This window comes from Pseudomonas sp. 14P5.3.2 (assembly GCF_057799175.1).
Window position 1 is genome coordinate 44,808 of sequence record NZ_JBYOKU010000004.1, and the last position, 25,933, is coordinate 70,740.

Consider the following 25,933-nt stretch of genomic DNA (forward strand, 5'->3'; position numbering starts at 1 on the left):
CGAGGCGGCCCGATGTGGAATTGAGACTGAGTCTGTTCGGCGTCAAACGCTCGATCTCCCTGAGCGGACTGGCCCGTTATCGCAATACCTGGGTGGTGCTCGCCGCGTCGCTGCTGGTGATTCCGCTGACCCTGTGGCTGCTTGCCCCGGCGGCGGTGCCGGACCTGGCGCATGGCAATGTGTCCGGCGCCCGCGCGCTGGCGGCCGGGTGGGCCAAGGGCGACATGATCGTGCTGGTGCGTCACGTCGAGCGCTGCGATCACTCCCCGGCGCCATGCCTGAGCGGCGATGATGGCATCACCGACCGCTCGCGCAGTGTCGCGGTGGGTGTCGGCGCACAGTTCGAGCATCTGGGCCTGAACCGCGTCGATATCTATAACAGCCCGATGCTGCGCACCGTGCAGACCGCCGGCTACATGTTCAACCGCGCGGCCAGCGAAGACTGGCTGATCAGTTGCAAGGGGCGCATCTTGCAGGAAGCGCTGGCGCACAAGATCCCGGGACGCAATCTGATTCTGGTGACCCACAGTGAATGCATGGCGGAGCTGGAAAAAGATCTGGATGTACCGGTGTCTGACCCTGGCTACGGCTCTTCGCTGTTCGTTTCCGCCGCGAACAAGGCCGCCCCGCGCATGCTTGGCTTTATCGAGGCCTCCGACTGGCACTCAGTGACCACTCGATGAACTGAGGTGCGCAAAGCGTCAGCCCAAACAAAACCCGCCAGTCCGGCGGGTTTTTTATTGTCTGGCGCGAGGGCGTCAGTAGCCGACGAAGTAGTACGCCTGACGCCCGACCATCATGGTCTTGAGCACTTTGAGCGGTGCGGCGGGTTCGCTGTCTGCCGAGATCACCGCAACGTTCGACGGTGACGCGCTGAGGAAATCATGCAGTTGCGCGTCGGTGTCCAAGCCCTTGAGCACGCTTTGGGTGTAGAACACGCTGGCGCCGCCGACCCGTTCATTGGCCTGGAATAATGCGACCTGCTGACCGTTGGCCTGCAAGCTCTGAATGTGTTCGGTCAACGGCAGGAACGACAGCTCCTTGTCGGCGTTGGGCAGTGCCCACTGCGCGGCGCCGAGGTAGCTGCCGATCACCACTGTGAGCAATCCTGCGGCAAGCGCCTGACGACGACGGGCGATTCTTCCGATAAAGCGGTCGGCGGTTTCACGCGCCTGCAAGCGCTCGAACAACACGCGCGCGTACTCCGCGGCGATCACGGCAGCCGCCGGGGTCATCGACATCAGGTACACCGTGCGCTTGCTCGAGGCCAGGGTCAGCATGATGAAGTGCGCAACGATCCACAGGCTGAAAAACAGCAGGTAACGGTTGGCCTTCAGCTCCTTGCGGAAATGCCACAGGCCCAGGTACACCAGAATGTTCCAAGGCAGAAACGCTTCCGGCAGTTTGGCCAGATAGTAATAAAACGGCTCGTAATGCCCGGCCTCGACGAACGAGCCGCTGAAGCGCCCGACGCTGTTGGTCAGCAGCACTTCAGCGACGGCGTGCGAGCCACCGCGCTGATACAGCACGGCGAGCCAGATCAGCAACGGAATCAGCCCCACGGCCGTGAGCAGGCCGGGACGCAGCCAGGCGCCGATCTTCAGGCGTTTGTCGATCAGGTTATCGGCCAGCAGGTAGGCGAAAATCACCACCCCCGGCATCGCCAGACCGAGCACACCCTTGCTCAAAGTGGCGATAGCGATCCCGACGATAAACAGCAGCGAGTTACCGGCGCTCGGTGCGCGTTGTGCCTGAAAGAACGCCAGCAGCGCCGTGGCCACGCCGAGCGCCAGCAGCGCATCCTCGCCGACCCCGCGCACGTTGCTCCAGTAACTGGCCATGGTTGCCAGCAGAATCCCCGCCGTCCACGCGACCGCTTTCGGGCGCCCGAAACGGCGCAACATGCCGTACAGCAGCATCACGCTGAGCAATCCGGCCACCGCCGACGCCAGCCGCACCGCCCACGGCGAAACACCGAACACGCGCATGGCGCCGGCGTCCAGCCACAGGCTCAGCGGTGGTTTTTCCAGAAACGGCTCGCCAAACAGGCGCGGCGTCACCCAGTCATCGTCCAGATGCATCTCCATGGCGATCCCGGCGACCCGGGCCTCGGTGGAGCCTTGCAACTGGTGGTTACCCAAAGCGAAAAAAAACAGCAGGGCGGCGAGTAGAAACAGTGAAGTGGCGGCACGCGGCATGGATTTCAGGCAACCGGAAAGGGCAGGAGCCTTGAGCATACTTCGCCAATGCTTAACAAATTGTGAAACTCACGCTAATTGTCGCGACCAGCGCTGATCCGGCGTTTCGAACAACGGATTAACCAGCGCCGTCAGCACATGATCCTGCCAGCGTCCGGCGATATTCAAATAAGCCTTGGCATAGCCCTCGCGCTCGAAACCCAGGCGCTCCAGCAGCCGCGCACTGCGCTCGTTACCGGGCATGTAGTTGGCCATGATCCGATGCAGGTTCTGCGTGTCGAACATGTAGCCGATGCCGGCCTCCAGACCCTCCTGCATCAAGCCCTGGCCCTGATGCGCGTGGTCGATGTGATAACCCAGATAACAGGCCTGAAACGCCCCGCGAATGATCCCGCTGAAATTGCACGCGCCGATCATCTGCTGGCCATCCGGCGTCAACAGGGCGAAATGCATCGCCAGCCCGGCCTCGAAAGCACTGGCCTGGACTTCAAGGCGTCGGCGAATCTGCTCGGTGGAAAAGTATTCGCTGGTGCGAATCGGCGACCAGGGCGCGAGGTGGCGCTGGTTGCGTGCATAGAAGTCACTTTCCAGCTCGGCCTGTTCCGGGGCGAGGATGGCGAGCGTCAGGCGTTGGCAGGGCAGACTCAGCAGTGACATCGGCGGCTCCGATTGGCAGGGTCGAGGGACAGGATTGATCACGGGATGGAAAAAAACAAACCGCGCGCATCGTTCCGGCAGCAAACGCCAGGCAAAAAAAAGCCCGCGGGAGAGCGCGGGCGAACCGTAGTTTCTTGAATGAGCGAGCGGACTGTACCGTGTTGATCGCACCGGAGCAGTGAAGAAAAATTCATCTCGGTGGCGGCGGCTCTGCAACGCTTCAGGGCAGATGATCCGCGGCGAAATCGGCTTCCGAACGTGCCGTCAGCCGGCCCTTGCGGCAGGCCTGCTGAAAGCGTTCGAAGTCGCGCTCGTTCTGCGCGGTGTAACTGCGGGCGTATTTGAACAAAGCGTCGGCCAAGGCATCGCCCTTGCCGATATAGCCGCTGATGACCGCCGCATTACCCGAAGCTTTGGCGTGCGCCCGGGCCAGTGCACGGCCACAGACCCTGGCATAGGCGGCGAAGGTTTCGGCGTCGAAGTTTTCCAGCTCGGCGGAGATCTTCATGTCGCGCAATTGCCGGACATAGAAAAACCGACCGGTAGGGCCGGTGGTCCAGCCAAGAAACAGGTCGCTGGCCGATTGCATCAGGCGCTGACCCTCGACCACTCGCTGACCTTCATGGCGCGTCCGGCATTTGGCTTTCACATAGTCGGCCAGCACCGAGCGCCGCGCTTCCTTGAATTGCAGGAACAGCGGCGATTCCCGTTCGTCAGTCAGCAGCGCCACGAGACAGCGGGTGCCAACACTGCCCACGCCGACCACTTTGAACGCCAGATCCTGCACCTGAAACCGTGAGAGCAACTCCCGGCGGTCAGCCTGCAGCGTGGTCCTATAATCGCGCATGAACGCTTCGGACAGCGGACGCCAGTCTGACAGCCGCAGCCAGTCATCATCGGCGTCGAGCAGCGTGGTGTTGTTGTGCAGGTGAAAGATTTCCGGCAAGTCGTCGCGAATAACCAGCCGCCCGTTGGCGTCGCGCTCGCTGATCTTCGGCAGCAACTCGGCGTGGGTGCGCCGTTCGGCTTTATCGACGGCGCGCTGCACATGCTCCAGCGCACTCTTGCGCGCCTGATCGAGCAAGTCTTCGTACTTGATCGAGTCGTACCAGGTTTCCAGCGCACTCTGTTCGGCGCACTCAAGCATCGTCGCCTGATAGGCGCCCACCATCTGCCGACAGACCTCTTCCTGAACCGAATCGCCATGGCGCAAATCACGAGTGGCGATCACAAAACTGGCCGCCAGACGCTTCAGATCCCACTCCCACGGCCCTGGGTGAGCCTCGTCGAAATCGTTGACGCTGAACAACAGATTGCGCTCCGGCGTGGCAAACCCGCCGAAATTCATCAAATGCGCGTCACCGCAGATTGGCCCGACCAGCCCCATGTTCTCGGTGTCCGACAGATCGTGCGCCTGCACCAATGCGTTGCCGCGAAAGAAGGCGAACGGCGACACCAGCATCCGCCCGTAACGCAATTCCACCAGTGAGGCGACGCGGCCCTGACTGGAGGCCTTGATCAGCGGGATCGGATCGCGGTTCATCTTTCCGGTGATGGCGTGGGCGCTGCGCGAGCATTGTTTGCGGGCGTCCTTGCCTTGCTTCATGCGGTCTTGGAGGGTGGTCATGAGCGCTCGTTTTGGCGGTGGGGGCGGTGTGAGTTTAGAAGCGGTTTGAAGGTTTATCCTCCGGCCGCAACGCGCCCAGTTATTTCAGAACGCCGTGACCTTGTCCTCACGCAAAATCCACCCGGCTTACCGGCCCCCAACCTCTACTGAACCTGCCGCATCTTCCCCGCGCCAGCGTCGGCACTGTCATACACCGGGAAGCGTTTACCCATTCCACGAGAGTCCATTCGTCCAGTGATTAAAGTGGCTGATGTTCAGCGATGAGCGGAGAACCTGACTTGTACGTTTCCTGAAGCATCCATTGCACGTAAGTCAACCCGGCGACTGTCAACCCGGGTCGCGCTGATTGCGAAATCAATGTGGATTTCCGAATCGGAAATCCAGTGAATATCTGGCGAAGCCGAGTGGTCAACGAAGCTGTCGCATTCGCCTGAATAAACGTCGTAATTCTTGCTTTGTACCACCTCCTCCAGTGGCATCCGGCTGTTGAACACGACCACAGTGTCGTTACACATCGGCGCAATCGCCCCACCGCCCGAGCGAGAAATCAGGGCTGCGCTGTAATGTCCACCAGGTGAAACGAAAACCTTGGAATACACATCGTCATCGGCGTCGGCAGTCATGCCGATCAAAGTAATTGCGGCGTACTTCAATACGCTAAGAACACCGATTATCGAAAAGACCCTCTTCACCCAACTGAACAGCCTGGATCGGTAAGAGATGCCGGTTGATGGGGGGAGTGGAGGTGGGATCAAGCGGGGGAGGTCGGTCATAACTGTCCATGTCGAATTGCGAAAAGCGTTCCAGCCAGGCTGAGAGGGGGCGAATCTACGCCGGCTCTTGTGCGTCAACAAGGTGGTTTTTAGCCACTTGCTGTCATTTTGACTGATCAAACGAGGAGGGGCGTGATGAATTTCAGGCACAAAAAAAGACGTCCGTGGACGTCTTTTTTACATTGAGTTTGGTGGAGCCGGGGGGATTTGAACCCCCGTCCGCCAGTGCTCCGCTGTCGGTACTACATGCGTAGCCGTGTCTATTAAGTTAACCCTCAGCGACCCGACGGGCAGGGTGCTTTGGGCGAGTTGTGTAAGTTTTAGCCGCTTCGTCCACAACGTACTGCACGGCGATTCTGTTCTATATGACAATCATTTCGGGTTTACAGACATCCCCTGATGATTGCTGGGCCCGAAGGCACCAGGAGTGCATGTCAGCTGCAATTAAGCAGCGAGAGCAGCACCGTATTGGTCGTCATTGGCAACTATAAGAAGTTGCAACAGTGGATTTACGACTTCTGTTACCAAGTCGGCATGCACCTAAAGTTTCGTCACCGGCGTCGAATCCTAATCGGCCCCGAACTCATTGCCTCGTACATCAGGTGAGGCAACAAGCCTGCGCAGTGTACGCCAAACGGCCCCCGAGGCCAACCCGAAGGTTGGCCGGGGCGTGAATCAGTTGTTGGTGCCGCTGGATTTACGCAGTTCCACGATGGTTTGCGAGGTTTCCGCAATGCAGTCGTCGATTTTGCCTTGGGCCTTGAGCGCCTTGGCTTTGGCAACACTGGTTTCAGCGCGCTGAGTCAGTTCTGGATTCGAAGACAACTGCCCTTTGGCATTGTCGATGGTCTGGATATTGGCATCGCACAGGTCGGCAGGCTTGTCGGCGGCGAACGAGGTGGAGGCCAGCATCGAGGCAGTAACGAACAGACCTAACAGTACAGAACGTTTCATGTGTATCTCCTTGAACTGAGGGACCCAGACTTCGCTGGCCGTCAGGACGGGCAACCGAGTGGAAGAAAAACCCCGATTTTCGGGGTCTGTTCTGTGGACTACGGTCGCGCGCAAGGGTTCTATTTTTCTTCAGCAGGCCTTGGCCCGGGTTACCCGATCCACCAGATAGACCAGTCCGTGATAGTCGATGCCGCCGTGCTGCGTTAGGCCGATCTCACAGGTGCGGCTGGTGGAAATCCCCTCGCTGCAGTGCTGCACCGCGTCCTTGAGTGTGCGCAGCGAATGGCTGTTCAGCTCCGGTGTGGTGAAGCCCTTGTCGCCGGCAAACCCGCAACAATGAATGCCTTCCGGGATCACTACGGTCTTGCTGCATTTGCGCGCGAGATCGATCAACGCCTGGCTTTCGCCCAGGTGATGTGTGCTGCAGGTCACGTGAACCGCAATCGGTGCTTCTTGCGGGGTGAACTCCAGACGATCGAGAAGATGCGTACGGATGAAGCGCACCGGGTCGTACAGATCCAGGCGAACATCTCCTACGTCCTGCACCAAACGCAAGGTGCAGGGGCTGGTGTCGCAGTAGATCGGATCGAGCCCGCCACGACTGGCATGGAGGAGGGCGCTGATGAGTTCCTGGCGTTTGTGTTCGGCCTGTTCGGCGTAGCCTTTGGAGGCAAACGGCTGACCGCAGCAGAGGTTGTCCAGATTGTCCGGGAACACCACTTGGTAACCGGCCTTTTCCAGCAGGCCACGGGTCTTGTCGTACAGCGACATCTGCTCTTTGTCACCCGCCGCCGGGCCCATCACCCGTGATACGCAGGCCGCCAGATACACCACGCGCGGGCGCTCGTCCGACACACTCGGGCTGAAGCGAATGGCTTTTTCCGCTTGCGGCATCGCATTGGTCCACAGCGGCACCTGGCCTTTGGACAAGCGCGTCAGCGTCGCCGAAAGCTTCGCCAGACGCGGTGCGCCAAGCAGCATCCGTGCGCCATTGGCCACGTGCAGGGTGAAGCGTGCACCTTGCAGGGTCTTGGCGAAATTTCCTTCGATCCAGTCAGCGGTTTTCTGATGCGTCGCGTGTCGGCCACGAAGCTTTTTCACCAGTTCGCCGGTGTTGATGCCCACAGGGCAACGCTGTGCGCACAACCCGGTCGCCGCGCAGGTCTCGATGCCTTGGTACTCGTAGGCTTGTTCCAGCTCGGTGGTGTCAACACCGGCGCGTTTTTTCGCCTGAATATCACGCCAGATCACGATGCGCTGGCGCGGGCTGAGGGTCAGTCCTTTCGACGGGCAGACCGGTTCGCAGAAACCGCACTCGATGCACTTATCAACAATCTCATCCGCCGCCGGCAGCGGTTTCAGATGTTTGAGATGGATCTGCGGATCTTCGCTGAGCACCACGTCCGGGTTGAGGATGCCGTAGGGGTCGAGCAGGCGTTTGAGCTGCCACATCAGTTGATAGGCATCGCTGCCCCATTCCAGCTCAACGAACGGCGCCATGTTGCGCCCGGTGCCGTGTTCGGCCTTAAGCGAACCGCCGAACTCCACCGCCACCAGTTGCGCGACGTCGTCCATGAACGCCTGATAGCGTGCGACTTCTTCCGGACTGTTGAAGCCTTGGGTGAAGACGAAGTGCAGATTGCCTTCCAATGCGTGTCCGAAAAGGATCGCTTCGTCGTAGGCATGTTTGTCGAACAGCGCGATCAGGCGATTGACGCCGATGGCCAGTTGCTCGACCGGGAAGGTCACGTCTTCGATGATCACCGTGGTGCCGGTTTTACGCACGGCGCCGACGGCGGGGAAGGTGTCCTTGCGGATCGCCCAGAGCTTGGCGTTCTCGACCGGGTCTTCGGTGAAGTCGACTTGTTTTTCCACCGGGAAACTGGCCAGCGAAGCCATGATCTGCGCCAGTTGTTCTTGCAGCAAAGTGGAAGAGGCGGCGCGGGATTCGATCAGCAGCGCGCAGGCGTTGTTCGACAGGTGTTGTACGAAATCCGGCATGCCCGGTTTGTCCTGCACCGAGCGCAGACTGCGCCGATCCAGCAGTTCTACCGCCGACACCGGTTGGCTTTTCAGCACGGTGACCGCGTTGCAGCAGGTTTCCACATCCGGGAACACGATCAGAGCCGAGGCCTTGTTCGGGTGGTCGATCACCGTGTCGTAGGTCACCGCACTGATGAAGCCGAGCGTGCCTTCGGAACCGACCAGCAGGTGGCTCAAGATATCCACAGGCTCGTCGAAATCCACCAGCGCATTGAGTGACAGGCCGGTGGTATTTTTCAGACGGTATTTGTGGCGGATTCTCGCCGCCAGTTCGGCATTGGCGCGGGTCTCGCGGCCCAATGTCGCCAGGCGCTCCAGCAGATCGCTGTGGCTGACGCGGAAAGCGGCGACGCTGGCGGCGTCTTCGGTGTCGAGGCGGGTGCCGTCGGCGAGTACCAGGCGAATTCCGGCCAAGGTGTGATAGGTATTTTGCGCAGTGCCGCAGCACATGCCGCTGGCGTTGTTGGCGACGATGCCGCCGATCTTGCAGGCATTGATCGACGCCGGATCCGGGCCGATCTTGCGTCCGAAAGGTGCCAACCACGCATTGGCCTGTGCGCCGATCACACCGGGCTGCAGGCGAATCTGCATGCCCTGGCCGCGAATCTCGCGAGCGTTCCAGTTATCCCCCAGCACAATCAGCACCGAATCGCTGATCGCCTGCCCGGACAAACTGGTGCCGGCGGCGCGGAAGGTCACCGGGACCTGATCGCGCTGGGCCAGTTTCAGCAGCGCCACCACTTCGTCTTCGGACTCGACGCGGATCACCAGTTTGGGAATCAGCCGATAAAAGCTGGCGTCGGTGCCGAAGGCCAATGTCGACAGCGGATCGTCGAAACGGCGCTCCGCTGGAATCAGTTGCTGCGCATCGCGCAGGAAATTCACCGGAAGCGTCATTGGTCCTCCAGGATCAGCACCACAAGGTCTTTCGGGCCGTGGGCGCCGTAGGCCAGCACTTGTTCGATGTCGGCAGTTTTCGACGGGCCGGACACCAGCAGCGCGTTTGTCGGCATGCCTTGGGCCCACTCGAATTCCTGTTGCACCTGATAGAAGTTGTCGCGGATTTCGCTGGCCTTGAGCAGGGCGAAATGCACCGGCGGCACCAGGCTCATCAGTCTCGGTTCTTCACGGGTTGGCCAAAGGATCAAGCTACCGGTCGCGGCGATGGCGCCGAGGGTGCCGGTGAGGCTGGCAGGGGTGTCGTTGAACAGCTCGGCTTTCCATTCTTCCATCGGCCGGTTGTAGGACTTCAGCGTCGGCAGATCAGGATTGTTCGCCCAGTGTTGTGTGATGCGCTGCCCATGGGGTGTAGTCGGTGCGATCAGCAGGCTTGGCAACCGACGGTCCCGCAGCAATTGCGCGAGCAGCGCCGGCCAGTCTGCGCCAGTAATCAGATGGATCTCGGTGTGCACCGCTTCCATCAGTTTGCGCAGTTGCGGGATACGTTGCTCAGCGCTGTAGGTGTAAGGCTGCGTCACCAGATCGACGTCGAAGTCGTCGGCAATCGGTGTGGCGCCGGTCAGACTTTTCCGCAGCTTGGCGAGGATATTTTGCTTGGCGCTCATCAGCGGTCTCCCTGTTTGGCCAGATGTTCGCGGGCCATGTCATGCAGTGAGCGGGCGGCGGGTTTGGGTGCGCTGTGGTTTTGCGTCCATGGGCCGATATGGCTCGGGATCAGGGCGCGCAGGCGCGTGGCGAAGAACCCGAACAACCGATACAGCGTCGGCGAGCTGTTGAGTTTCGCCCAGGCGTTCCAGATGAAGCGTTCCTTGCGCGAATACTTGCTGCCCTGGCCGCGCATCACTCGATGCGGACTGTCCGGGGCTTTGACGTTTTCTTCGCGCAGGCGCCGCAGGATCGCCGGGATAGGAATTTTCACCGGGCACACTTCACCGCAGGCACCGCACAACGACGAAGCGCTCGGATGATCCGGTACTTTCGCCAGACCGACCATGTGCGGGGTGATGATTTTGCCGATCGGTCCCGGGTAAACCTCGCCATAGGTGTGACCACCGACGCGGGTGTAGACCGGGCAATGGTTCATGCAGGCGCCGCAGCGGATGCAGTTCAGGGCCTGGCGCAGCTCGCTGTCGGCAAAGGCCTGACTGCGACCGTTGTCGAGCAGGACCAGGTGCACTTCCTGTGGGCCGTCGAGTTCATGTTCCTTGCGCGGGCCGGAGATCATGTTGACGTAAGTGGTGATCGGAATGCCCAGCGCCGAGCGGGTCAGCAGCGATAGCAGCGGCACCACGTCGCGCAGGTTTTCCACAACCTTTTCGATGCCGGTGACGGCGATGTGCACCGGCGGCACGGTGGTGGTCATGCGCCCGTTGCCTTCGTTTTCCACCAGTAGCAGGGTGCCGGTCTCGGCCACGGCGAAGTTGACGCCGGAAACGCCGATGTCCGCTTCGAAGAATTTCTGCCGCAGGACTCTGCGACCGATCTGAATGAGTTGGTCAACGTCCTTGGTGTACTCCACGCCAAGTTTGTCGTGGAACAAGGACGCGACCTGACCGGCATTCTTGTGGATCGCCGGCATAATGATGTGTGAAGGCTTCTCGTGGTCGAGCTGGACGATGTATTCCCCCATGTCGGACTCCAGGCATTCAACACCTTGAGCCTCGAGGAAATGGTTCATCTCCATCTCTTCGCTGACCATCGATTTGCCCTTGATCACTTGCCGCGCCTCGTGAGCGCGGATGATCGATAAGACGATGCCATTGGCCTCGTCCACCGTTTCCGCCCAGTGCACTGTCACACCGTTGCGGGTCAGGTTCTGTTCCAGTTGCTCGAGCAAGTCGGGCAACTTGGAGAGCGCACGCGCCCTGATCGAGTTGCCCAGGGCGCGCAAATGTTCTCTTTCGTGGGCATCGCTGAAAGCCGCTGCCCGCTTGGTCATCAGTGAATCCATCGCAGTGCGGAAGTTGTTCCGTAGCTGCGCATCGCCCAGAGCGTTATGTGCCCGGGTGCGGAAATCTTCTTCTACGGCGACCGTAGGAATAATCGCGGAGGTGCTCATTTCGCACCTCCGGTTCGCTGCCAGAGGAAGCTCGCCAGGTGTTGCCCGCGCAGTGCTTCCTGCTGTTTTTCCAGCGAGCCGTTGATGTTCATCAAGCAGCCGCAGTCGGCACTCAACACCTGATGCGCGCCGGATTCCTTCAACGCTCGGGTCTTGTCAGCCACCATCGCGCCGGAAATGTCTGGCATACGGACGCTGAATGTCCCACCGAAGCCACAGCATTCGCTTTCATGGTCATGGTTGACCCGTTCCACGTTGCTCAACTGCGCCAACAACTCGCGGCCGTGCAGGTGGGTGTTCATTTCACGGCGTGCCGAACACGAGGTGTGCAGCGCGACTTTGACCGGCTCGCCGCTGTCCTTGAGCTGCACTTTGCAGACGAACAGCAGGAACTCGGCCAGCTCATAGGTGCGGGCCGCGAGGGCCTGCACCTGTTTCAAGGTTTCCGGCTCGTCCTTGAACAAGTCGGCGTAATGCTCGCGCAGCATGCCCGCGCAGGAACCCGACGGCACCACCACCGGATATTCCCCGGCAAACAGCGCCAGTTGCGAGCGCGCGACCGTCCGCGCCTGCTCGGTGTAACCCGAGGTGTAGGCCGGTTGCCCGCAGCAGCTCTGCCCCTGCGGGTACTCGACGCGGATGCCTTCGCGCTCCAGCAAGTGGATCGCGTCCATCCCGGCTTCGGGGTAGAACAGGTCGACCACGCAGGTCCCGAACAGGTAGACCCGCGACGGTTTCTCGCTGGGGTATTGCCGAGGTTCGGGCAGTGGCGGTGCAACGCGGGTGGCGTTGGGCACAGCGTTGTAAAAAAGCTCGCTCATCAGGCGTGTCTCCGGGTGGGCCCGGTTATCCGTCTGTGGCGGCTGCTGAATATAGACAGCATTGCTTTCAGCAGCCTTACAGACCGGGTTGTGAATTGCTGACGCCGGAATCACGAACCGGCGTCGGTTTTTTCCGTGTTGCTTGTAGGCTTCTTCCAGCTTTAGTGCACCAGCATGCCGGTGAACCAGTAGGCCTGGGCCAGGGTAATCAGGCCGACAATCGTCGCAAAGAATAGGCTGTGCTTGAGGGTGAAGCGGAACAGATCCGATTCCTTGCCCACCAGGCCGGTCGCGGCGCAGGCCACGGCGATCGATTGTGGCGAGATCATTTTGCCGGTCACGCCGCCGCTGGTATTGGCGGCTACCAGCAGGGTGTCATTGACGCCGATCTGGTGCGCGGTGGTCGCTTGCAGCGAACTGAACAGGGCATTCGACGAAGTATCGGAGCCGGTCAGGAACACACCGAGCCAGCCGAGGAACGGTGAGAAGAACGGGAAGGCTGCGCCAGTTGCGGCCAATACCAGAGCCATGGTCGAAGACATGCCCGAGTAGTTGGTGACGAAGGCGAAGGCCAGCACCATGCCGATCGACAGGATTGGCCAGCGCAGTTCGTAGAAGGTCTCTTTCAAAGTGGTCAGACCAGTTTTTAAGTTGATCTTCAGCACCAGCATCGAGACCAGCGCCGAGAAGAAAATCGCGGTGCCGGTTGCGGAAATCGGATCGAGTTTGAACACCGCAGGAATCGCAGTGGGGGTGGCGACGATCGGCGCGGTCTTGATCACCAGTTGATCAAGGTGCGGGATGGCGAAGTTGAATACCCAGGCGTACATCGATCCGCCGGCGGCGAACATGGCTTTGAAGGGTTTGAGGGTCCAGATGGTCACCAGCACGGTGAGGATCAGGAACGGCGACCACGCCTTGAAAATTTCCCCAAGACTGTAAGGCGAAGCCACGGTGGTGCGCTTCTGGCCGAAACCGCCGACGCTGGCGGTAATCGCTGCGCTCGAGGTTGCACCGGCGATCTGTGCACCGGCGGTGCGTTTTGGTTGCCAGACTTTTAGGAACAAGGTCAGGGCGATCAGGCTGGCCAAGGCAGAGGTGATGTCCGGCAGTTCCGGGCCGATGAAGTTCGAGGTGAAGTACTGCGTCACGGCAAAGCTCAGGCCGGCAACCAGCGCAGCAGGCCAGGTTTCGCGCACGCCGCGCAGGCCGTCCATCATGAACACCAGCCAGAACGGCACGAACAGCGACAGCAGTGGCAGTTGGCGGCCGGTCATGGCGCCGATCTTGAACGCGTCGATGCCGGTCACCTGGCCGGCCACAATGATCGGAATTCCCAAGGCGCCGAATGCTACCGGCGCGGTATTGGCAATCAGGCACAGGCCGGCGGCGTACAGCGGGTTGAACCCGAGACCGACCAGCAGCGCAGCGGTAATCGCTACCGGCGCACCGAAACCGGCGGCACCTTCCAGGAAGGCGCCGAAGCAAAAACCGATCAGCAATACCTGCAGGCGCTGGTCATCAGTGATCGACAGTACCGAACTGCGAATGACCTCGAACTGACCACTCTTGACCGTCAGTTTGTAGAGAAACACTGCCGCGACAATGATCCAGGCAATCGGCCACAGACCGTAGGCAAAGCCGTATCCAGCAGCGGCGAAGGCCATGTCGACCGGCATGTGGAAGGCGAAAATCGCCACGGCGATCGACAGGGCAAGCGTGATGCTGCCGGCCACATGCCCCTTGAGGCGGAACACCGCCAGCGCGAGAAAGAAGAAAACGATGGGGATGACGGCCGCGAGTGCGGAGACGCCGAGACTGCCGAGCGGGGTATAGAGCTGTTGCCAGGTTTGCATATGGGGTGGCCCCTAATTGTTGTTGGTCAGGCACTGTCAGCGTTCTTGGTTAATTGGTAATACCAATTTACAATCGCTGTTGGCTAGGGTAAAAGCCTTGATGTCGGTGTGTCAATTTGTCGCCCTGAAACTTTTGTCGAATAAGCGGTGCAGAGGGCATCTGATCCGGTCGGACGATTGCGCACTGACAGGTGTCGGCGCGGCGCCGATCGGCCAGAATAGAGAGCCCGGCGTGCGGTCGGGATCGTGGAGAGTTGAGTTATGGGGTTTGATCAGATTCGTCAGCGCCGTCTGTCTGACGATATTGTCGAGCGACTCGAGGGGATGATCCTCGAGGGCACGCTGAAGTCCGGTGAGCGGCTTCCGGCCGAGCGAACGTTGGCCGAGCAGTTCGGCGTATCGCGCCCGTCGTTGCGCGAAGCGATTCAGAAACTGGCGGCCAAGGGCTTGCTGGTCAGTCGCCAGGGTGGCGGTAACTACGTGGTGGATACGCTTGGCTCGACCTTCAGCGATCCCCTGCTATTGCTGCTTGAGAGCAACCCCGAAGCGCAGCGTGACTTGCTGGAATTTCGGCACACTCTGGAGGCATCGTGTGCCTATTACGCCGCATTGCGCGCCACGGATGTGGATCGTGAGCGTCTTACTGCAGCGTTCAACGAGCTGCAGGATTGCTACACGCGACATGACGAAGTGAGCCGGGCGGAAGAGGGGGCGGCGGATGCGAAGTTTCATCTGGCGATCGCCGAAGCCAGCCACAACGCGGTGCTGCTGCACACCATCCGCGGGCTGTTCGATCTGCTCAAGCGCAACGTGGTGACCAACATTGGCGGCATGTACAAGCAACGCACGGAAACCCGCGACATGCTGATCGCTCAGCACCGGGAACTGTATCTGGCGATTATCGAGGGGCGTGCGGAGCAGGCGCGCGAGGTTTCCAGTCGGCACATTCTGTATGTGCAGGAAGTGCTGGAAGAGGTGCGGCAGGAGGTTCAGCGCATGGCTCGGGCGGAGCGGCGCAAGGGGATGTGACGGCAATTCAGTTGTGGCAAGGGTGCTTGCTATCGCTTGCTATCGCTTGCTTGCGCAGCAGGCGCCCTCAGCTCTCGCCATTGTCTGTAAAGCGGGGGCCGCTACGCGCCCCAGCGGGAGCAAGCTCCCTCGCCACAGTATCAGGCAGAAGAAATTACTCTTCCTTGCCCTTGTTGCGCACGGCGCGCTGCAGCTCACGACCGGCGTCGCGTTCGCGCTCGGTGTCACGCTTGTCGTATTCCTTCTTGCCCTTGCCCAGAGCGATCTCGCACTTGACCATGTGCTTGCTCCAGTAGAAGGACAGGCACACGCAGGCGTAGCCTTTCTGTTGCACGGCAGCGGCGAGTTTTTCCAGCTCGCGTTTGTTGAGCAGCAGTTTACGGGTGCGGGTCGGATCGGCGATGACGTGGGTGCTGGCGGTCATCAACGGTGTGATGTGACTGCCGAGCAACCAGGCTTCGCCGTCCTTGAGCAGGACGTAACTGTCGACCAGTTGCAGCTTGCTTGCCCGCAGACTTTTTACTTCCCAGCCGGCCAGGACCAGACCAGCCTCGAACCGATGTTCGATGAAGTAATCGTGTCGCGCCTTTTTGTTCTGCGCGATGGTCCCTGTTGGGTGTTTCTTCTGTTTAGCCATAGGGGCGGCATTATATGGAGATAAACGGTCCTCGGCTACGGTGATGCTGCGTGCTTGAGCAGGTTGAGTGAATCCCGGACAATGCGGCCTCTTTTTCTAACGCTTGGGCGTGATATTCGATGTCGACAGACAAGGTTTCTGTCCACGGCAGTTGGGCTAGCCGCTGGGTTTTCATATTCGCCGCGACCGGTTCGGCCGTGGGACTGGGCAGCATCTGGAAATTCCCCTACATGGTCGGGGTCTACGGTGGCGGCGCCTTCGTGCTGATGTTCCTGGCGTGCATCGCGTTGATCGGGATCCCGGTCATGCTGGCTGAGACCCTGATCGGCCGGCGTGCGCGGCAGAGTCCGGCAAACGCCCTGAAGGTGCTTGCGCTGGAAGCCGGGCACTCGGGCAAGTGGTCGTGGGGCGCATTTGCCGGGATGATCACGGCGCTGCTGATCCTGTCTTTCTATAGTGTGGTCGGCGGCTGGTCGCTGGATTACATCATCGACATGGGACGCGGGGACTTCCAGGGCGCTACGGCAGAGCAGGTCGGCGCTTATTTCGGCAATGTCATCTCCGATCCCTGGCGCCTGACACTTTGGCACACAGTTTTCATGCTGTTGTCGGCCGTGGTGATCGCCAAAGGCGTGGTTGCCGGGCTTGAACGCAGCCTGCGGATCATGATGCCGCTGCTGTTTGTGATGGTGCTGGTGCTGCTGGGTTACAGCATGACCACCGGGCATTTCATGGAAGGCGTGCATTTCATGTTCGATTTCCACCCGGAAAAAGTCCTCGACGGCTTGCTGCCCGCCATGGGGCACGCGTTCTTTTCCCTGAGCGTTGGCGTCGGTTCGATCATGATCTACGGCGCTTACATGACCAAGGAAGCCTCGCTGTCCGGCACCGTGGTCGGTGTCGCGCTGCTCGACACCTTCGTTTCGCTGGTGGCCGGTCTGGCATTGTTTCCGATTGTGTTCGCCGGCGGTTTGAACCCTAGCGAAGGCCCGGGGCTGATGTTCGTCAGCCTGCCATTTGCCTTCGGTAACGTGGTTTTCGGTCAGTTGATGGGCGTGGTGTTCTTTGTCCTGGTGGCGATTGCTGCCTGGAGTTCGGCGATTTCCCTGCTCGAACCGATGGTTGCCTATCTGGTTGAACGCACGAAAATCAGCCGTGGCTGGGTGACTTTCTGGCTGGCCTTCATCTGTTGGTTCGTTGGTCTGGGGACGGTTTTCTCCTTCAATATCTGGAAGGAAGCCAAATTTTTCGTGAACGATGGCGGGCTGTTCCATCTCTACCAATGGGGTGCGGCGGGCGGTCTGGACTTCTTCGGCGTGATCGATTTCTTCACCTCGCGGATCATGTTGCCGCTCGGTGGCCTGTGTTTTGTGCTGTTTGCCGGTTGGGTGATGGGGCGTGATGCGGTGCGTGACGAGTTGTCGATTCGTAACCCGGCGCTGTTTGCCCTGTCCTTGTTCTTGATGCGCTACGTGGCGCCTATCGGCATTCTTGTAGTGTTTGCCGCTCAGCTCTGGAAGTAACGCTTACATGACGACACATATTCAACGTTCGGCGTTGCTGCCATACCCGGCGCAATTCCTCTACGACCTGGTCAACGACGTCGCGCGTTACCCGGAATTCCTGCCATGGTGCTCGTCCGCCGAGGTGCTGGAGAGCTCGCCCGAGCACATGCGCGCCAGCGTTGGCGTGGCCAAGGGCGGTCTCAGTCAGCACTTCGTGACGCGCAATACGCTGGTGCCGGGGCAGTCGATCGAGATGAACCTGGAAGAAGGCCCGTTCAATCAGCTGCATGGCGTTTGGGTCTTCAAGGCGTTGAACGAAAAGGCCTGCAAGATCAGTCTCGACCTGTCTTTCGACTATGCCGGGCCGCTGGTGCGCGCGACACTCGGCCCGCTGTTCAATCAGGCGGCCAATACGCTGGTGGATGCTTTCTGCCAGCGTGCCAAGCAGATGCATGGTTGAGCCGGTGATCGAGATCGAGGTGGTGCATGCCGCCGTGGATCGTCAGATCCTGCGCACTTTGAGCGTCCCTGAAGGGGCGACAGTGCGTGAGGCGGTGCTCAAGTCAGGTATCGGCGATGAATTTCCAGAGCTGGACCTGAACGAATGTCCGCTGGGGATCTTCGGCAAGGTGGTGGCTGACCCACAGGTTCGCTTGATTCAGGCGGGGGATCGCATCGAGATCTACCGGCCGTTACTGGCGGATCCGAAAGAGGTTCGGCGCTTGCGGGCGGCCAAGGCTGCCGAAGCCAAGGCGCGAAATCAGTAGGACGAGCAAATCGCAGGCAATAAAAAACCCGGAAATTCCGGGTTTTTTATTGCCTCGCACATTACTGCGGCGAGGTGTCCAGCGGCTCAGGCGTCGGAACCGGAACGGTTTCAACACCATCCACGTCCTTCTGGATCGAATCCAGCAAGGAGCCAGGTTTGGCTGGTTGTTCCGGCTTCGGCTTCTCGGCGTTTTCAGCAGGGGCGGTCACGCTGGTGCCACTGTCCTTGCCGAGAATGGCTTCGTCACGGCTCACGCCCGGCATGAAGTCACCGGACAGGCTGACAAGCTGGTCGTTAGAGTTGAAAATAACACTCATGCGTTCCTGCTGGCGTTCACCGCCACCAGGTTGCAGGCTGTACAGATAATCCCAGCGATCGGCATGGAACGTGTCGGTCAGCAGAGGGTTACCCATGATAAACCGTACTTGCCGACGGGTCATTCCCGGGCGTAACTGGTCTATCATGTCCTGCGTGACGACATTGCCCTGCTGGATGTCGATTTTGTAAACCCCGGGGAATGAACAACCGGCGAGTGCGAGCAGTCCCACAAAGGTGAAACTGGTTAGCAAGAGCTTGGTGTTTTGCATCGGTGGGCGACTTCCACTATCTTGGCTGGGACAACGTAAACGCCGATCATACCCGCATTAAGAGAAGCTGCGAAGCAGCATCGCGAGAAAGCTGACCATGGTTGAAAATAGCGAACTACGCAAAGCCGGCCTCAAAGTGACCCTGCCACGGGTCAAGATCCTGCAAATGCTCGACTCTACCGAGCAGCGTCACATGAGTGCCGAGGACGTCTACAAGGCGTTGATGGAAGCGGGCGAGGACGTCGGTCTGGCCACGGTTTACCGTGTTCTGACCCAGTTCGAAGCCGCTGGCCTCGTGGTCCGTCACAACTTCGACGGTGGCCACGCGGTATTCGAATTGGCCGACGGTGGCCACCACGACCATATGGTCAACGTGGAAACCGGTGAAGTCGTCGAATTCGTCAGCCCGGAAATCGAAAAGCTCCAGAAGGCAATTGCCGAGGAGCACGGTGTCGATCTGGTAGATCACAATCTGGTGCTGTACGTACGCAAGAAAAAGTAAGCATGTCGCGCGAATTTCAGGTTCGCGAAACGAACGAAGGCGACCCAAGGGTCGCCTTCGTGCTTTCTGCTGCTCTTAAACTTTTGCGGTGACCACCATTTTTTTCGCGTGAGCCAAAGACTCTTTGGTCAGGTCGATGCCGCCCAGCATCCGTGCTACTTCTTCTATACGGTCGTTCTTGCTCAGCTTGGACACGGCGGTGTGAGTCGCTTGTTCGCCCCGTACCTTGTGCACGAATAAATGCTGATGCCCCTGCGCCGCCACTTGCGGCAAGTGCGTCACCGTCAGCACTTGCCCGCGATCGCCAAGACGCCGCAACAACTGGCCGACGATTTCGGCGGTCGGCCCGCCGATGCCCACGTCCACTTCGTCGAATACCAGGGTCGGCACCCGTGAGGTCTGCGCGGTGATCACCTGAATCGCCAGGCTGATCCGCGACAGCTCGCCACCGGAGGCCACTTTGGCCAGCGCTTTCAGCGGCTGACCGGGGTTGGCACTGACCAGCAGCTCGACTTGCTCCAGGCCGTTGGGCAGCAATTCGTCGCTGCTGTTGGCGCGCAATTCGATGGTGAAGCGACCGCCAGGCATGCCCAGACGCTGGATTTCCTGTTCCACGGCGCTGGCGAGGCTGCCGGCGGCTTGATGACGCAAGTCGCTCAGCTCGCGGGCTTTCTCTTGATAGTGGCGTGCGTAGGAAGCCAGCTCTTCACCCAGACGCTCGATGGATTCGTCATTGGCGTTGAGGGTTTCGATCTCATCCAGCAACTTTTGCTGCAGCTCGGCGACTTCGGTTGGCTGGATCCGGTGCTTGCGGGCCAGGGTGTAAATCGCGTCGAGGCGTTCTTCCAGATATTGCAGGCGCGCCGGATCGGCATCGAAGTTGTCGAGGAAGCGATTGAGTTCGCCCACTGCTTCTTCGACCTGGATCTGCGCGCTGGTCAGCAGGCTGCTGGCTTCGCCCAGTGCGCCCACCGAGTTGTTCACGCTCGACAGACGGTTGAGGCTGGCGGTCAGTGCATTCAGTACGTTGCCGGAATCGCTTTCGCTGCATTGTTCGACCACTTGTCGGCAAATGCCGAGCAGGGTTTCGGCATTGGTCAGGTTTTTGTGTTCCTGCTCCAGCTGTTCCAGCTCGTTTTCGCCGAGGCCGAGGTTTTCCAGTTCTTCGAGCTGGTAGCTGAGCAGTTGGTGGCGCGCGCGTTGTTCGTCGCCGGAGTTGGAGAGACGCTCCAGCTCCTGGCGAGTCTGGCGCCAGCGCTGCGCAGCCAGTTGAACTTGGCGGGCCAGATCGGTGGCACCGGCGTATTCATCAAGCAGGCGGCGATGGGTATCGGTTTTCAGCAGGGACTGGTGTTCGTGCTGGCTGTGGATATCGATCAGCAGTTCGCCGAGAGCCTTGAGATCGCCGAGCGGGCAGGGCGTGCCATTGATATAGCCACGCGAACGGCCTTCGGCGGTGATCACCCGGCGCAGGATGCATGGGCCGTCGTTTTCGAGATCGCGCTCGGCCAGCCAGGCATGGGCTTCGGGAATGTCGACCAGATCGAAGGTCGCCAGAATGTCGGCCTTGTCGGCGCCCGGGCGAACCACGCCGCTGTCGGCGCGATCGCCCAGGGTCAGGCCCAGGGCGTCGAGCATGATCGACTTGCCGGCGCCGGTTTCCCCTGTGATCACGCTCATCCCGCGATCAAGTTCGAGATCGAGATGTTCAACGATGGCGTAGTTATGTACGGACAGGTGCACCAGCATAAAGGCCGCTCCCAGGCTTTAGGTCTGGTTATTTATACAGTGTTTTGTTTCAGACTGACAATGCCCTCGCTTAGCTCGATTTGCTTGATCCGATCAAATGCTTAGTCCGAGCGGGAATGACAATGCAGCACTTTTTTGTAGGGTTAATCATTGCAGGCCCTTGAAGCCTGATTTTGCGGCCCCATATATCGGGGCAGAAGCGCGAGTACAGCTCGCGGACGTAATTGAAAGGAGAATTCTATGGCTGACGAACAGACAGTAGATACGCAAAATCCAGAAGCCAATCAGGCGCCCGAAACTTCGGGTGACGACCTGGCGACCCGTGTACAAGTGCTCGAAGAGCAGTTGGCCGCCGCGCAGGATCAGTCGCTGCGCGTAGCTGCCGATCTGCAGAACGTCCGCCGTCGTGCCGAGCAGGATGTCGAGAAGGCGCACAAGTTTGCGCTGGAAAAATTCGCCGGTGACCTGCTGCCGATCGTCGACAGCCTGGAGCGCGGCCTCGAGCTGTCGAGCCCGGACGACGAAAGCATCCGTCCGATGCGCGAAGGCATCGAGCTGACCCTGAAAATGTTCCACGACACCCTCAAGCGTTATCAGCTTGAAGCGATCGATCCGCATGGCGAACCGTTCAACGCTGTTCACCATCAGGCGATGGCCATGCAGGAAAGCGCCGACGTCGAACCGAACAGCGTTCTGAAGGTGTTCCAGAAGGGCTACCAGCTCAATGGTCGCCTGTTGCGTCCGGCCATGGTTGTGGTCAGCAAGGCGCCGGCGCCAATTTCGCCTTCGATTGACGAGAAGGCTTGAAATTAGCCGCAGGGCCCCCATTTAGAAGTCAAGCGTTTAAGTATTACCGCAGTTAGCCACCACTGCTGCGGCAACAAAATCCAAAGTTTCGGGAGAGTGAACATGGGCAAAATTATCGGTATCGACCTGGGGACTACCAACTCCTGCGTCTCCGTGCTGGAAAACGGCGTAGCCAAAGTTATCGAAAACGCCGAAGGCGCGCGTACTACGCCGTCGATCATCGCTTACGCCAACGATGGTGAAATCCTCGTTGGTCAGTCGGCCAAGCGTCAGGCAGTGACCAACCCGCACAACACCCTGTACGCGGTGAAGCGTCTGATCGGTCGCAAGTTCGACGAAGAAGTCGTACAGAAAGACATCAAGATGGTCCCGTACAAAATCGCCAAGGCTGACAACGGCGATGCCTGGGTTGAAGTGAACGGCCAGAAAATGGCGCCGCCACAAATCTCGGCTGAAATCCTGAAGAAGATGAAGAAAACCGCCGAAGACTACCTCGGCGAGCCTGTGACCGAAGCGGTGATCACCGTTCCGGCCTACTTCAACGACAGCCAGCGTCAGGCGACCAAAGACGCCGGCCGCATCGCCGGTCTGGACGTTAAACGTATCATCAACGAACCAACCGCAGCTGCTCTGGCTTACGGTATGGACAAGGCCAAGGGCGATCACACCGTGATCGTTTACGACCTGGGTGGCGGTACTTTCGACGTGTCCGTGATCGAGATCGCTGAAGTTGACGGCGAGCACCAGTTCGAAGTGTTGGCCACCAACGGTGACACCTTCCTCGGCGGTGAAGACTTCGACATTCGTCTGATCGACTACCTCGTTGACGAATTCAAGAAAGAAAGCGGCATGAACCTCAAAGGTGACCCGCTGGCCATGCAGCGCCTGAAAGAAGCCGCTGAGAAAGCCAAGATCGAGCTGTCGTCCGCTCAGTCGACCGACGTCAACCTGCCGTACATCACTGCAGACGCTACCGGTCCTAAGCACCTGAACGTGAAGATTTCGCGTGCCAAGCTCGAAGCACTGGTTGAAGACCTGGTTCAGCGCACCATCGAGCCTTGCCGTATCGCCATGAAAGACGCCGGTATCGACGTGGGCGCGATCAACGACGTGATTCTGGTCGGCGGTCAGACCCGTATGCCGCTGGTACAGAAGCTGGTGACCGATTTCTTCGGTAAAGAAGCACGTAAAGACGTGAACCCGGACGAAGCGGTTGCCATGGGTGCTGCGATTCAGGGCGCCGTTCTGGCCGGTGACGTGAAAGACGTTCTGCTGCTCGACGTCAGCCCGCTGACCCTGGGTATCGAAACCATGGGTGGCGTGATGACCGCGCTGATCGAGAAAAACACCACGATTCCTACCAAGAAATCGCAAGTGTTCTCGACTGCCGACGACAACCAGGGCGCCGTGACCATTCACGTCCTGCAAGGTGAGCGTAAGCAAGCTGCACAGAACAAATCGCTGGGCAAGTTCGACCTGGCCGACATTCCACCAGCTCCACGTGGCGTGCCGCAGATCGAAGTGACCTTCGACATCGACGCTAACGGCATCCTGCACGTTGGCGCGAAAGACAAGGCGACCGGCAAAGAGCAGAAGATCACCATCAAGGCCAACTCCGGTCTGTCGGATGAAGAAATTCAGAAGATGGTTCGCGATGCCGAGCTGAACGCCGAGGAAGACCGCAAGTTCGCTGAACTGGCTGAATCCCGTAACAAGGGTGACGCACTGGTTCACTCGACTCGCAAAATGGTTACCGAAGCGGGCGACAAGGTCAGCGCTGAAGAGAAGACCGCGATCGAAGCCGCTGTGGTTGCACTGGAAGCCGCTGTGAAAGGCGACGACAAGGCTGCCATCGAAGCGAAGATCGAAGAGCTGTCGAAAGTCTCGGCTCCGGTTGCTCAGAAGATGTACGCCGAACAGGCTCAGCCTGCTGAAGGCGCGGCGCCGCACGACGAGAAAGCTGAAAAGGCTGACGATGTCGTTGATGCCGAGTTCGAAGAAGTCAAAGACCACAAGTAAGTTGTTGGTCGCCCGGTTGACTGCCTTGCGGCGGTGACTGGTAGGATGTCGCCGCGCGGGAGCTTGCTCCCGCGTTGGCGTATCTGGAATACACGAATTTTTACAGCATGCGACAAGGTTCGCTTGCTGCTGGTATGGCCGGGAATGCTCCTGCTTTTCGCGCTGCAAGTACCAAACGAAGCAAAGACCAGGATCGTTGAATTGACGTGAGTTGGGTCCGGGCCTGTATTGGGGCTCAACGAGTTTGGCCATCCTCAGGAGGGGTTTGCCGGACGTCCTCAAGAGTGCAAAAGAATTATGGCAAAGCGTGACTATTACGAAGTATTGGGTGTTGAGCGTGGTTCAAGCGATGCAGACCTGAAGAAGGCCTATCGTCGTCTGGCGATGAAGCATCACCCGGACCGTAATCCCGATGACAAAGCGTCGGAAGAACTGTTCAAAGAGGCCAACGAGGCCTACGAAGTATTGTCCGATTCGAGCAAGCGCGCGGCGTACGACCAGTACGGTCATGCCGGTGTCGACCCAAGCATGGGTGGCGGTGGCGCCGGTTTCGGCGGGCAGAATTTCTCGGACATCTTTGGCGATGTCTTCAGTGACTTCTTCGGTGGCGGTCGTGGCGGTTCCCGTGGCGGCGCCCAGCGTGGCAGTGATCTGCGCTACACCCTGGAGCTGAATCTGGAAGAAGCGGTGCGCGGCACTACCGTGAATATCCGCGTTCCGACACTGGTCAATTGCAAGCCATGCGATGGTTCCGGCGCGAAGAAAGGCTCGTCGCCATCGACGTGCCCGACCTGCGGCGGCATCGGTCAGGTGCGCATGCAACAGGGCTTCTTCTCGGTGCAGCAGACCTGCCCGCGTTGCCATGGCCAGGGCAAGATCATTTCCGATCCGTGCGATTCCTGCCACGGCGATGGTCGCGTCGAAGAGTACAAGACCCTGTCGGTGAAAGTGCCGGCTGGCGTCGATACCGGCGACCGCATTCGTCTGTCGGGCGAAGGCGAAGCGGGTACTCAAGGTGGCCCGACCGGCGACCTGTACGTTGTGATCAACGTACGCGAGCACGACATCTTCCAGCGCGATGGCAAACACCTGTTCTGCGAAGTGCCGATCAGCTTCGTTGATGCGGCGCTCGGCGGCGAACTGGAAATCCCGACCCTCGACGGTCGCGTCAAACTGAAAATCCCTGAAGGTACCCAGACCGGCAAGCAGTTCCGTGTACGCGGCAAAGGCGTGGCGCCGGTGCGTGGCGGTGGTGCGGGCGATCTGATGTGCCGTGTGGCTGTCGAGACGCCAGTCAATCTGAATCGTCGTCAGCGCGAATTGCTCGAAGAGTTCCGCAGCTCGCTGGCGGACGATAACAGTCACTCGCCGAAAACCACCGGTTGGTTCGATGGTGTGAAGCGCTTCTTCGGCGATCTGTAAGGAGTTGGCATGCGACGTATAGCTGTGATGGGCGCCGCCGGGCGCATGGGCAAGATTCTGGTCGAGGCTGTGCAACAGCGCGCGCCGCTGACCGGCCTGACCGCGGCGATCGTTCGTCCCGGCAGTACGCTGATCGGAGTGGACGCCGGTGAGCTGGCTTCGCTGGGTCGCATCGGTGTGCCGTTGTCCGGCAACCTCGAATCGGTGGCTGAAGAGTTCGATGTGCTGATCGACTTTACCTTGCCGGAAGTCATGCTGAAAAACCTCGCGTTCTGTCGCAAGGCTGGCAAGGCCATGGTCATCGGCACCACTGGGCTGGATGCTGCGCAGAAGCAATTGCTGGCCGAGGCGGGCAAGGATATTCCGATCGTGTTCGCGGCCAACTTCAGTGTCGGGGTCAACCTGTCGCTGAAGCTGCTCGAAATGACCGCTCGGGTGCTGGGCGACGATGCGGACATCGAGATCATCGAGGCGCATCACCGGCACAAGATCGATGCGCCTTCGGGTACTGCCCTGCGCATGGGCGAGGTGATTGCCGATGCGCTGGATCGTGATCTGCACAAGGTCGCGGTCTATGGTCGTGAAGGCCATACCGGTGCGCGCGAGCGGGAAACCATCGGTTTCGCTACCGTGCGCGGTGGTGATGTGGTCGGCGATCACACCGTGCTGTTCGCCTGCGAAGGCGAGCGCCTGGAGATCACGCACAAGGCTTCCAGCCGCATGACATTTGCCAAGGGTGCAGTGCGTGCGGCGTTGTGGCTGGATGGTCGCGAGCCGGGTCTATACGACATGCAGGACGTGCTCGACCTGCATTGATTGACTGTTTCACCCAGCGCAAACGCCCGGTTTGCGCTGGTTTTTCTACACCGCGCGACGGCCTGTCGCATTCTCCGGCCTTTTAGGCTCTTTAGCGGTGGACCAAAAAAGCCTTTTTCTGTAAGCTACAGCTTTAGTGTGTC

23 protein-coding genes and 1 other RNA gene are annotated in these 25,933 nt (G+C 59.7%); 10 read left to right on the forward strand and 14 right to left on the reverse strand.

The window, feature by feature from the left end; all coding sequences use genetic code 11:
* The first annotated feature begins 14 nt into the window (after positions 1 to 14).
* The gene (gene pmrG, locus AC27VU_RS04495) at positions 15 to 683 is read left to right on the forward strand and encodes a lipopolysaccharide core heptose(II)-phosphate phosphatase PmrG (RefSeq protein ID WP_003221481.1); all 669 of its coding nucleotides are present in this window, start codon (positions 15 to 17) and stop codon (positions 681 to 683) included.
* Positions 684 to 758: 75 nt separating this feature from the next.
* Here pmrG and AC27VU_RS04500 read toward each other — a convergent pair whose 3' ends face one another.
* From AC27VU_RS04500 to AC27VU_RS04550, 11 genes are all read right to left on the reverse strand, one after another.
* The gene (locus AC27VU_RS04500; protein ID WP_488723544.1) at positions 759 to 2,237 is read right to left on the reverse strand and encodes an ArnT family glycosyltransferase; all 1,479 of its coding nucleotides are present in this window, start codon (positions 2,235 to 2,237) and stop codon (positions 759 to 761) included.
* Positions 2,238 to 2,267: 30 nt separating this feature from the next.
* On the reverse strand, positions 2,268 to 2,855 hold the full coding sequence (gene rimJ, locus AC27VU_RS04505) for a ribosomal protein S5-alanine N-acetyltransferase (RefSeq protein WP_488723545.1): 588 nt from the start codon (positions 2,853 to 2,855) through the stop codon (positions 2,268 to 2,270).
* A gap of 220 nt (positions 2,856 to 3,075) precedes the next feature.
* Positions 3,076 to 4,482: a DUF2252 domain-containing protein gene (locus AC27VU_RS04510; protein ID WP_488723546.1), complete on the reverse strand. Its 1,407-nt coding sequence runs from the start codon at positions 4,480 to 4,482 to the stop codon at positions 3,076 to 3,078.
* Positions 4,483 to 4,736: 254 nt separating this feature from the next.
* On the reverse strand, positions 4,737 to 5,105 hold the full coding sequence (locus AC27VU_RS04515) for a hypothetical protein (protein WP_488723547.1): 369 nt from the start codon (positions 5,103 to 5,105) through the stop codon (positions 4,737 to 4,739).
* Between the two features lie 339 nt (positions 5,106 to 5,444).
* Positions 5,445 to 5,834, reverse strand: a transfer-messenger RNA (tmRNA) gene (gene ssrA / locus AC27VU_RS04520).
* A 96-nt stretch (positions 5,835 to 5,930) separates the two neighbouring features.
* The gene (locus AC27VU_RS04525; protein ID WP_338800782.1) at positions 5,931 to 6,209 is read right to left on the reverse strand and encodes a hypothetical protein; all 279 of its coding nucleotides are present in this window, start codon (positions 6,207 to 6,209) and stop codon (positions 5,931 to 5,933) included.
* Between the two features lie 129 nt (positions 6,210 to 6,338).
* Positions 6,339 to 9,149: an FAD-binding and (Fe-S)-binding domain-containing protein gene (locus AC27VU_RS04530; RefSeq protein WP_488723548.1), complete on the reverse strand. Its 2,811-nt coding sequence runs from the start codon at positions 9,147 to 9,149 to the stop codon at positions 6,339 to 6,341.
* Positions 9,146 to 9,817: a LutC/YkgG family protein gene (locus tag AC27VU_RS04535; protein WP_488723549.1), complete on the reverse strand. Its 672-nt coding sequence runs from the start codon at positions 9,815 to 9,817 to the stop codon at positions 9,146 to 9,148. The genes AC27VU_RS04530 and AC27VU_RS04535 overlap by 4 nt, the downstream gene beginning before the upstream one ends.
* Positions 9,817 to 11,271 carry a LutB/LldF family L-lactate oxidation iron-sulfur protein gene (locus tag AC27VU_RS04540; protein ID WP_488723550.1) on the reverse strand — a complete coding sequence of 485 codons (1,455 nt, stop codon included), beginning with the start codon at positions 11,269 to 11,271 and terminating at the stop codon, positions 9,817 to 9,819. The genes AC27VU_RS04535 and AC27VU_RS04540 overlap by 1 nt, the downstream gene beginning before the upstream one ends.
* Positions 11,268 to 12,092, reverse strand: coding sequence for a (Fe-S)-binding protein (locus tag AC27VU_RS04545; RefSeq protein WP_103520285.1), 825 nt, complete (start codon positions 12,090 to 12,092; stop codon positions 11,268 to 11,270). Before AC27VU_RS04545 ends, AC27VU_RS04540 begins: the two co-directional genes overlap by 4 nt.
* Positions 12,093 to 12,253: 161 nt before the next feature.
* On the reverse strand, positions 12,254 to 13,948 hold the full coding sequence (locus AC27VU_RS04550) for a lactate permease LctP family transporter (protein WP_488723551.1): 1,695 nt from the start codon (positions 13,946 to 13,948) through the stop codon (positions 12,254 to 12,256).
* A 261-nt stretch (positions 13,949 to 14,209) separates the two neighbouring features.
* Here AC27VU_RS04550 and AC27VU_RS04555 point away from each other — a divergent pair, with 261 nt between their 5' ends.
* Positions 14,210 to 14,977: an FCD domain-containing protein gene (locus AC27VU_RS04555; protein WP_045122286.1), complete on the forward strand. Its 768-nt coding sequence runs from the start codon at positions 14,210 to 14,212 to the stop codon at positions 14,975 to 14,977.
* Between the two features lie 154 nt (positions 14,978 to 15,131).
* On the opposite strand, the gene smpB is transcribed toward AC27VU_RS04555, so the two are convergent.
* Positions 15,132 to 15,614, reverse strand: coding sequence for an SsrA-binding protein SmpB (gene smpB, locus AC27VU_RS04560; protein WP_003221505.1), 483 nt, complete (start codon positions 15,612 to 15,614; stop codon positions 15,132 to 15,134).
* Positions 15,615 to 15,733: 119 nt separating this feature from the next.
* Here smpB and AC27VU_RS04565 point away from each other — a divergent pair, with 119 nt between their 5' ends.
* From AC27VU_RS04565 to AC27VU_RS04575, 3 genes are read left to right on the forward strand one after another with little or no spacing between them, the layout of a single operon-like run.
* Positions 15,734 to 17,137: a sodium-dependent transporter gene (locus AC27VU_RS04565; protein ID WP_047597942.1), complete on the forward strand. Its 1,404-nt coding sequence runs from the start codon at positions 15,734 to 15,736 to the stop codon at positions 17,135 to 17,137.
* A 7-nt stretch (positions 17,138 to 17,144) separates the two neighbouring features.
* Positions 17,145 to 17,579, forward strand: coding sequence for a type II toxin-antitoxin system RatA family toxin (locus AC27VU_RS04570; protein ID WP_003221509.1), 435 nt, complete (start codon positions 17,145 to 17,147; stop codon positions 17,577 to 17,579).
* Complete coding sequence (locus tag AC27VU_RS04575; RefSeq protein WP_488723552.1) at positions 17,572 to 17,886, forward strand: RnfH family protein; 315 nt, start codon at positions 17,572 to 17,574, stop codon at positions 17,884 to 17,886. The genes AC27VU_RS04570 and AC27VU_RS04575 overlap by 8 nt, the downstream gene beginning before the upstream one ends.
* Before the next feature lie 61 nt (positions 17,887 to 17,947).
* Here the strand turns inward: AC27VU_RS04575 and AC27VU_RS04580 are convergent, their stop codons facing one another.
* Positions 17,948 to 18,475 carry an outer membrane protein assembly factor BamE gene (locus AC27VU_RS04580; protein ID WP_003221514.1) on the reverse strand — a complete coding sequence of 176 codons (528 nt, stop codon included), beginning with the start codon at positions 18,473 to 18,475 and terminating at the stop codon, positions 17,948 to 17,950.
* Between the two features lie 97 nt (positions 18,476 to 18,572).
* Here AC27VU_RS04580 and fur point away from each other — a divergent pair, with 97 nt between their 5' ends.
* Positions 18,573 to 18,977 (forward strand): ferric iron uptake transcriptional regulator, encoded by a 405-nt coding sequence (gene fur / locus AC27VU_RS04585; RefSeq protein ID WP_003221515.1) that lies wholly within the window; start codon positions 18,573 to 18,575, stop codon positions 18,975 to 18,977.
* Between the two features lie 75 nt (positions 18,978 to 19,052).
* Here the strand turns inward: fur and recN are convergent, their stop codons facing one another.
* Positions 19,053 to 20,726, reverse strand: coding sequence for a DNA repair protein RecN (recN, locus tag AC27VU_RS04590; protein WP_003221517.1), 1,674 nt, complete (start codon positions 20,724 to 20,726; stop codon positions 19,053 to 19,055).
* A 240-nt stretch (positions 20,727 to 20,966) separates the two neighbouring features.
* Between recN and grpE the strand changes: the two genes are divergently transcribed.
* From grpE to dapB, 4 genes are all read left to right on the forward strand, one after another.
* The gene (gene grpE / locus AC27VU_RS04595) at positions 20,967 to 21,533 is read left to right on the forward strand and encodes a nucleotide exchange factor GrpE (protein ID WP_007961425.1); all 567 of its coding nucleotides are present in this window, start codon (positions 20,967 to 20,969) and stop codon (positions 21,531 to 21,533) included.
* A gap of 102 nt (positions 21,534 to 21,635) precedes the next feature.
* Positions 21,636 to 23,552, forward strand: coding sequence for a molecular chaperone DnaK (dnaK, locus tag AC27VU_RS04600; RefSeq protein ID WP_003221521.1), 1,917 nt, complete (start codon positions 21,636 to 21,638; stop codon positions 23,550 to 23,552).
* Between the two features lie 297 nt (positions 23,553 to 23,849).
* Positions 23,850 to 24,974 carry a molecular chaperone DnaJ gene (dnaJ, locus tag AC27VU_RS04605; protein ID WP_003221522.1) on the forward strand — a complete coding sequence of 375 codons (1,125 nt, stop codon included), beginning with the start codon at positions 23,850 to 23,852 and terminating at the stop codon, positions 24,972 to 24,974.
* A 9-nt stretch (positions 24,975 to 24,983) separates the two neighbouring features.
* Positions 24,984 to 25,790: a 4-hydroxy-tetrahydrodipicolinate reductase gene (gene dapB / locus AC27VU_RS04610; protein WP_262143704.1), complete on the forward strand. Its 807-nt coding sequence runs from the start codon at positions 24,984 to 24,986 to the stop codon at positions 25,788 to 25,790.
* Positions 25,791 to 25,933: the final 143 nt, after the last annotated feature.

Excerpts from the sequence above, each read along its gene's own strand:
- recN (WP_003221517.1), bottom strand. The coding sequence starts at position 20,726 with ATGCTGGTGCACCTGTCCGTACATAACTACGCCATCGTTGAACATCTC.
- dapB (WP_262143704.1), top strand. The coding sequence starts at position 24,984 with ATGCGACGTATAGCTGTGATGGGCGCCGCCGGGCGCATGGGCAAGATT.
- fur (WP_003221515.1), top strand. The coding sequence starts at position 18,573 with ATGGTTGAAAATAGCGAACTACGCAAAGCCGGCCTCAAAGTGACCCTG.
- dnaJ (WP_003221522.1), top strand. The coding sequence starts at position 23,850 with ATGGCAAAGCGTGACTATTACGAAGTATTGGGTGTTGAGCGTGGTTCA.
- rimJ (WP_488723545.1), bottom strand. The coding sequence starts at position 2,855 with ATGTCACTGCTGAGTCTGCCCTGCCAACGCCTGACGCTCGCCATCCTC.
- AC27VU_RS04555 (WP_045122286.1), top strand. The coding sequence starts at position 14,210 with ATGGGGTTTGATCAGATTCGTCAGCGCCGTCTGTCTGACGATATTGTC.
- AC27VU_RS04545 (WP_103520285.1), bottom strand. The coding sequence starts at position 12,092 with ATGAGCGAGCTTTTTTACAACGCTGTGCCCAACGCCACCCGCGTTGCA.
- AC27VU_RS04525 (WP_338800782.1), bottom strand. The coding sequence starts at position 6,209 with ATGAAACGTTCTGTACTGTTAGGTCTGTTCGTTACTGCCTCGATGCTG.
- AC27VU_RS04570 (WP_003221509.1), top strand. The coding sequence starts at position 17,145 with ATGACGACACATATTCAACGTTCGGCGTTGCTGCCATACCCGGCGCAA.
- smpB (WP_003221505.1), bottom strand. The coding sequence starts at position 15,614 with ATGGCTAAACAGAAGAAACACCCAACAGGGACCATCGCGCAGAACAAA.
- AC27VU_RS04530 (WP_488723548.1), bottom strand. The coding sequence starts at position 9,149 with ATGACGCTTCCGGTGAATTTCCTGCGCGATGCGCAGCAACTGATTCCA.
- AC27VU_RS04535 (WP_488723549.1), bottom strand. The coding sequence starts at position 9,817 with ATGAGCGCCAAGCAAAATATCCTCGCCAAGCTGCGGAAAAGTCTGACC.
- AC27VU_RS04565 (WP_047597942.1), top strand. The coding sequence starts at position 15,734 with ATGTCGACAGACAAGGTTTCTGTCCACGGCAGTTGGGCTAGCCGCTGG.
- AC27VU_RS04580 (WP_003221514.1), bottom strand. The coding sequence starts at position 18,475 with ATGCAAAACACCAAGCTCTTGCTAACCAGTTTCACCTTTGTGGGACTG.
- grpE (WP_007961425.1), top strand. The coding sequence starts at position 20,967 with ATGGCTGACGAACAGACAGTAGATACGCAAAATCCAGAAGCCAATCAG.
- AC27VU_RS04500 (WP_488723544.1), bottom strand. The coding sequence starts at position 2,237 with ATGCTCAAGGCTCCTGCCCTTTCCGGTTGCCTGAAATCCATGCCGCGT.
- dnaK (WP_003221521.1), top strand. The coding sequence starts at position 21,636 with ATGGGCAAAATTATCGGTATCGACCTGGGGACTACCAACTCCTGCGTC.
- AC27VU_RS04575 (WP_488723552.1), top strand. The coding sequence starts at position 17,572 with ATGGTTGAGCCGGTGATCGAGATCGAGGTGGTGCATGCCGCCGTGGAT.
- AC27VU_RS04515 (WP_488723547.1), bottom strand. The coding sequence starts at position 5,105 with ATGACTGCCGACGCCGATGACGATGTGTATTCCAAGGTTTTCGTTTCA.
- AC27VU_RS04540 (WP_488723550.1), bottom strand. The coding sequence starts at position 11,271 with ATGAGCACCTCCGCGATTATTCCTACGGTCGCCGTAGAAGAAGATTTC.
- AC27VU_RS04550 (WP_488723551.1), bottom strand. The coding sequence starts at position 13,948 with ATGCAAACCTGGCAACAGCTCTATACCCCGCTCGGCAGTCTCGGCGTC.
- AC27VU_RS04510 (WP_488723546.1), bottom strand. The coding sequence starts at position 4,482 with ATGACCACCCTCCAAGACCGCATGAAGCAAGGCAAGGACGCCCGCAAA.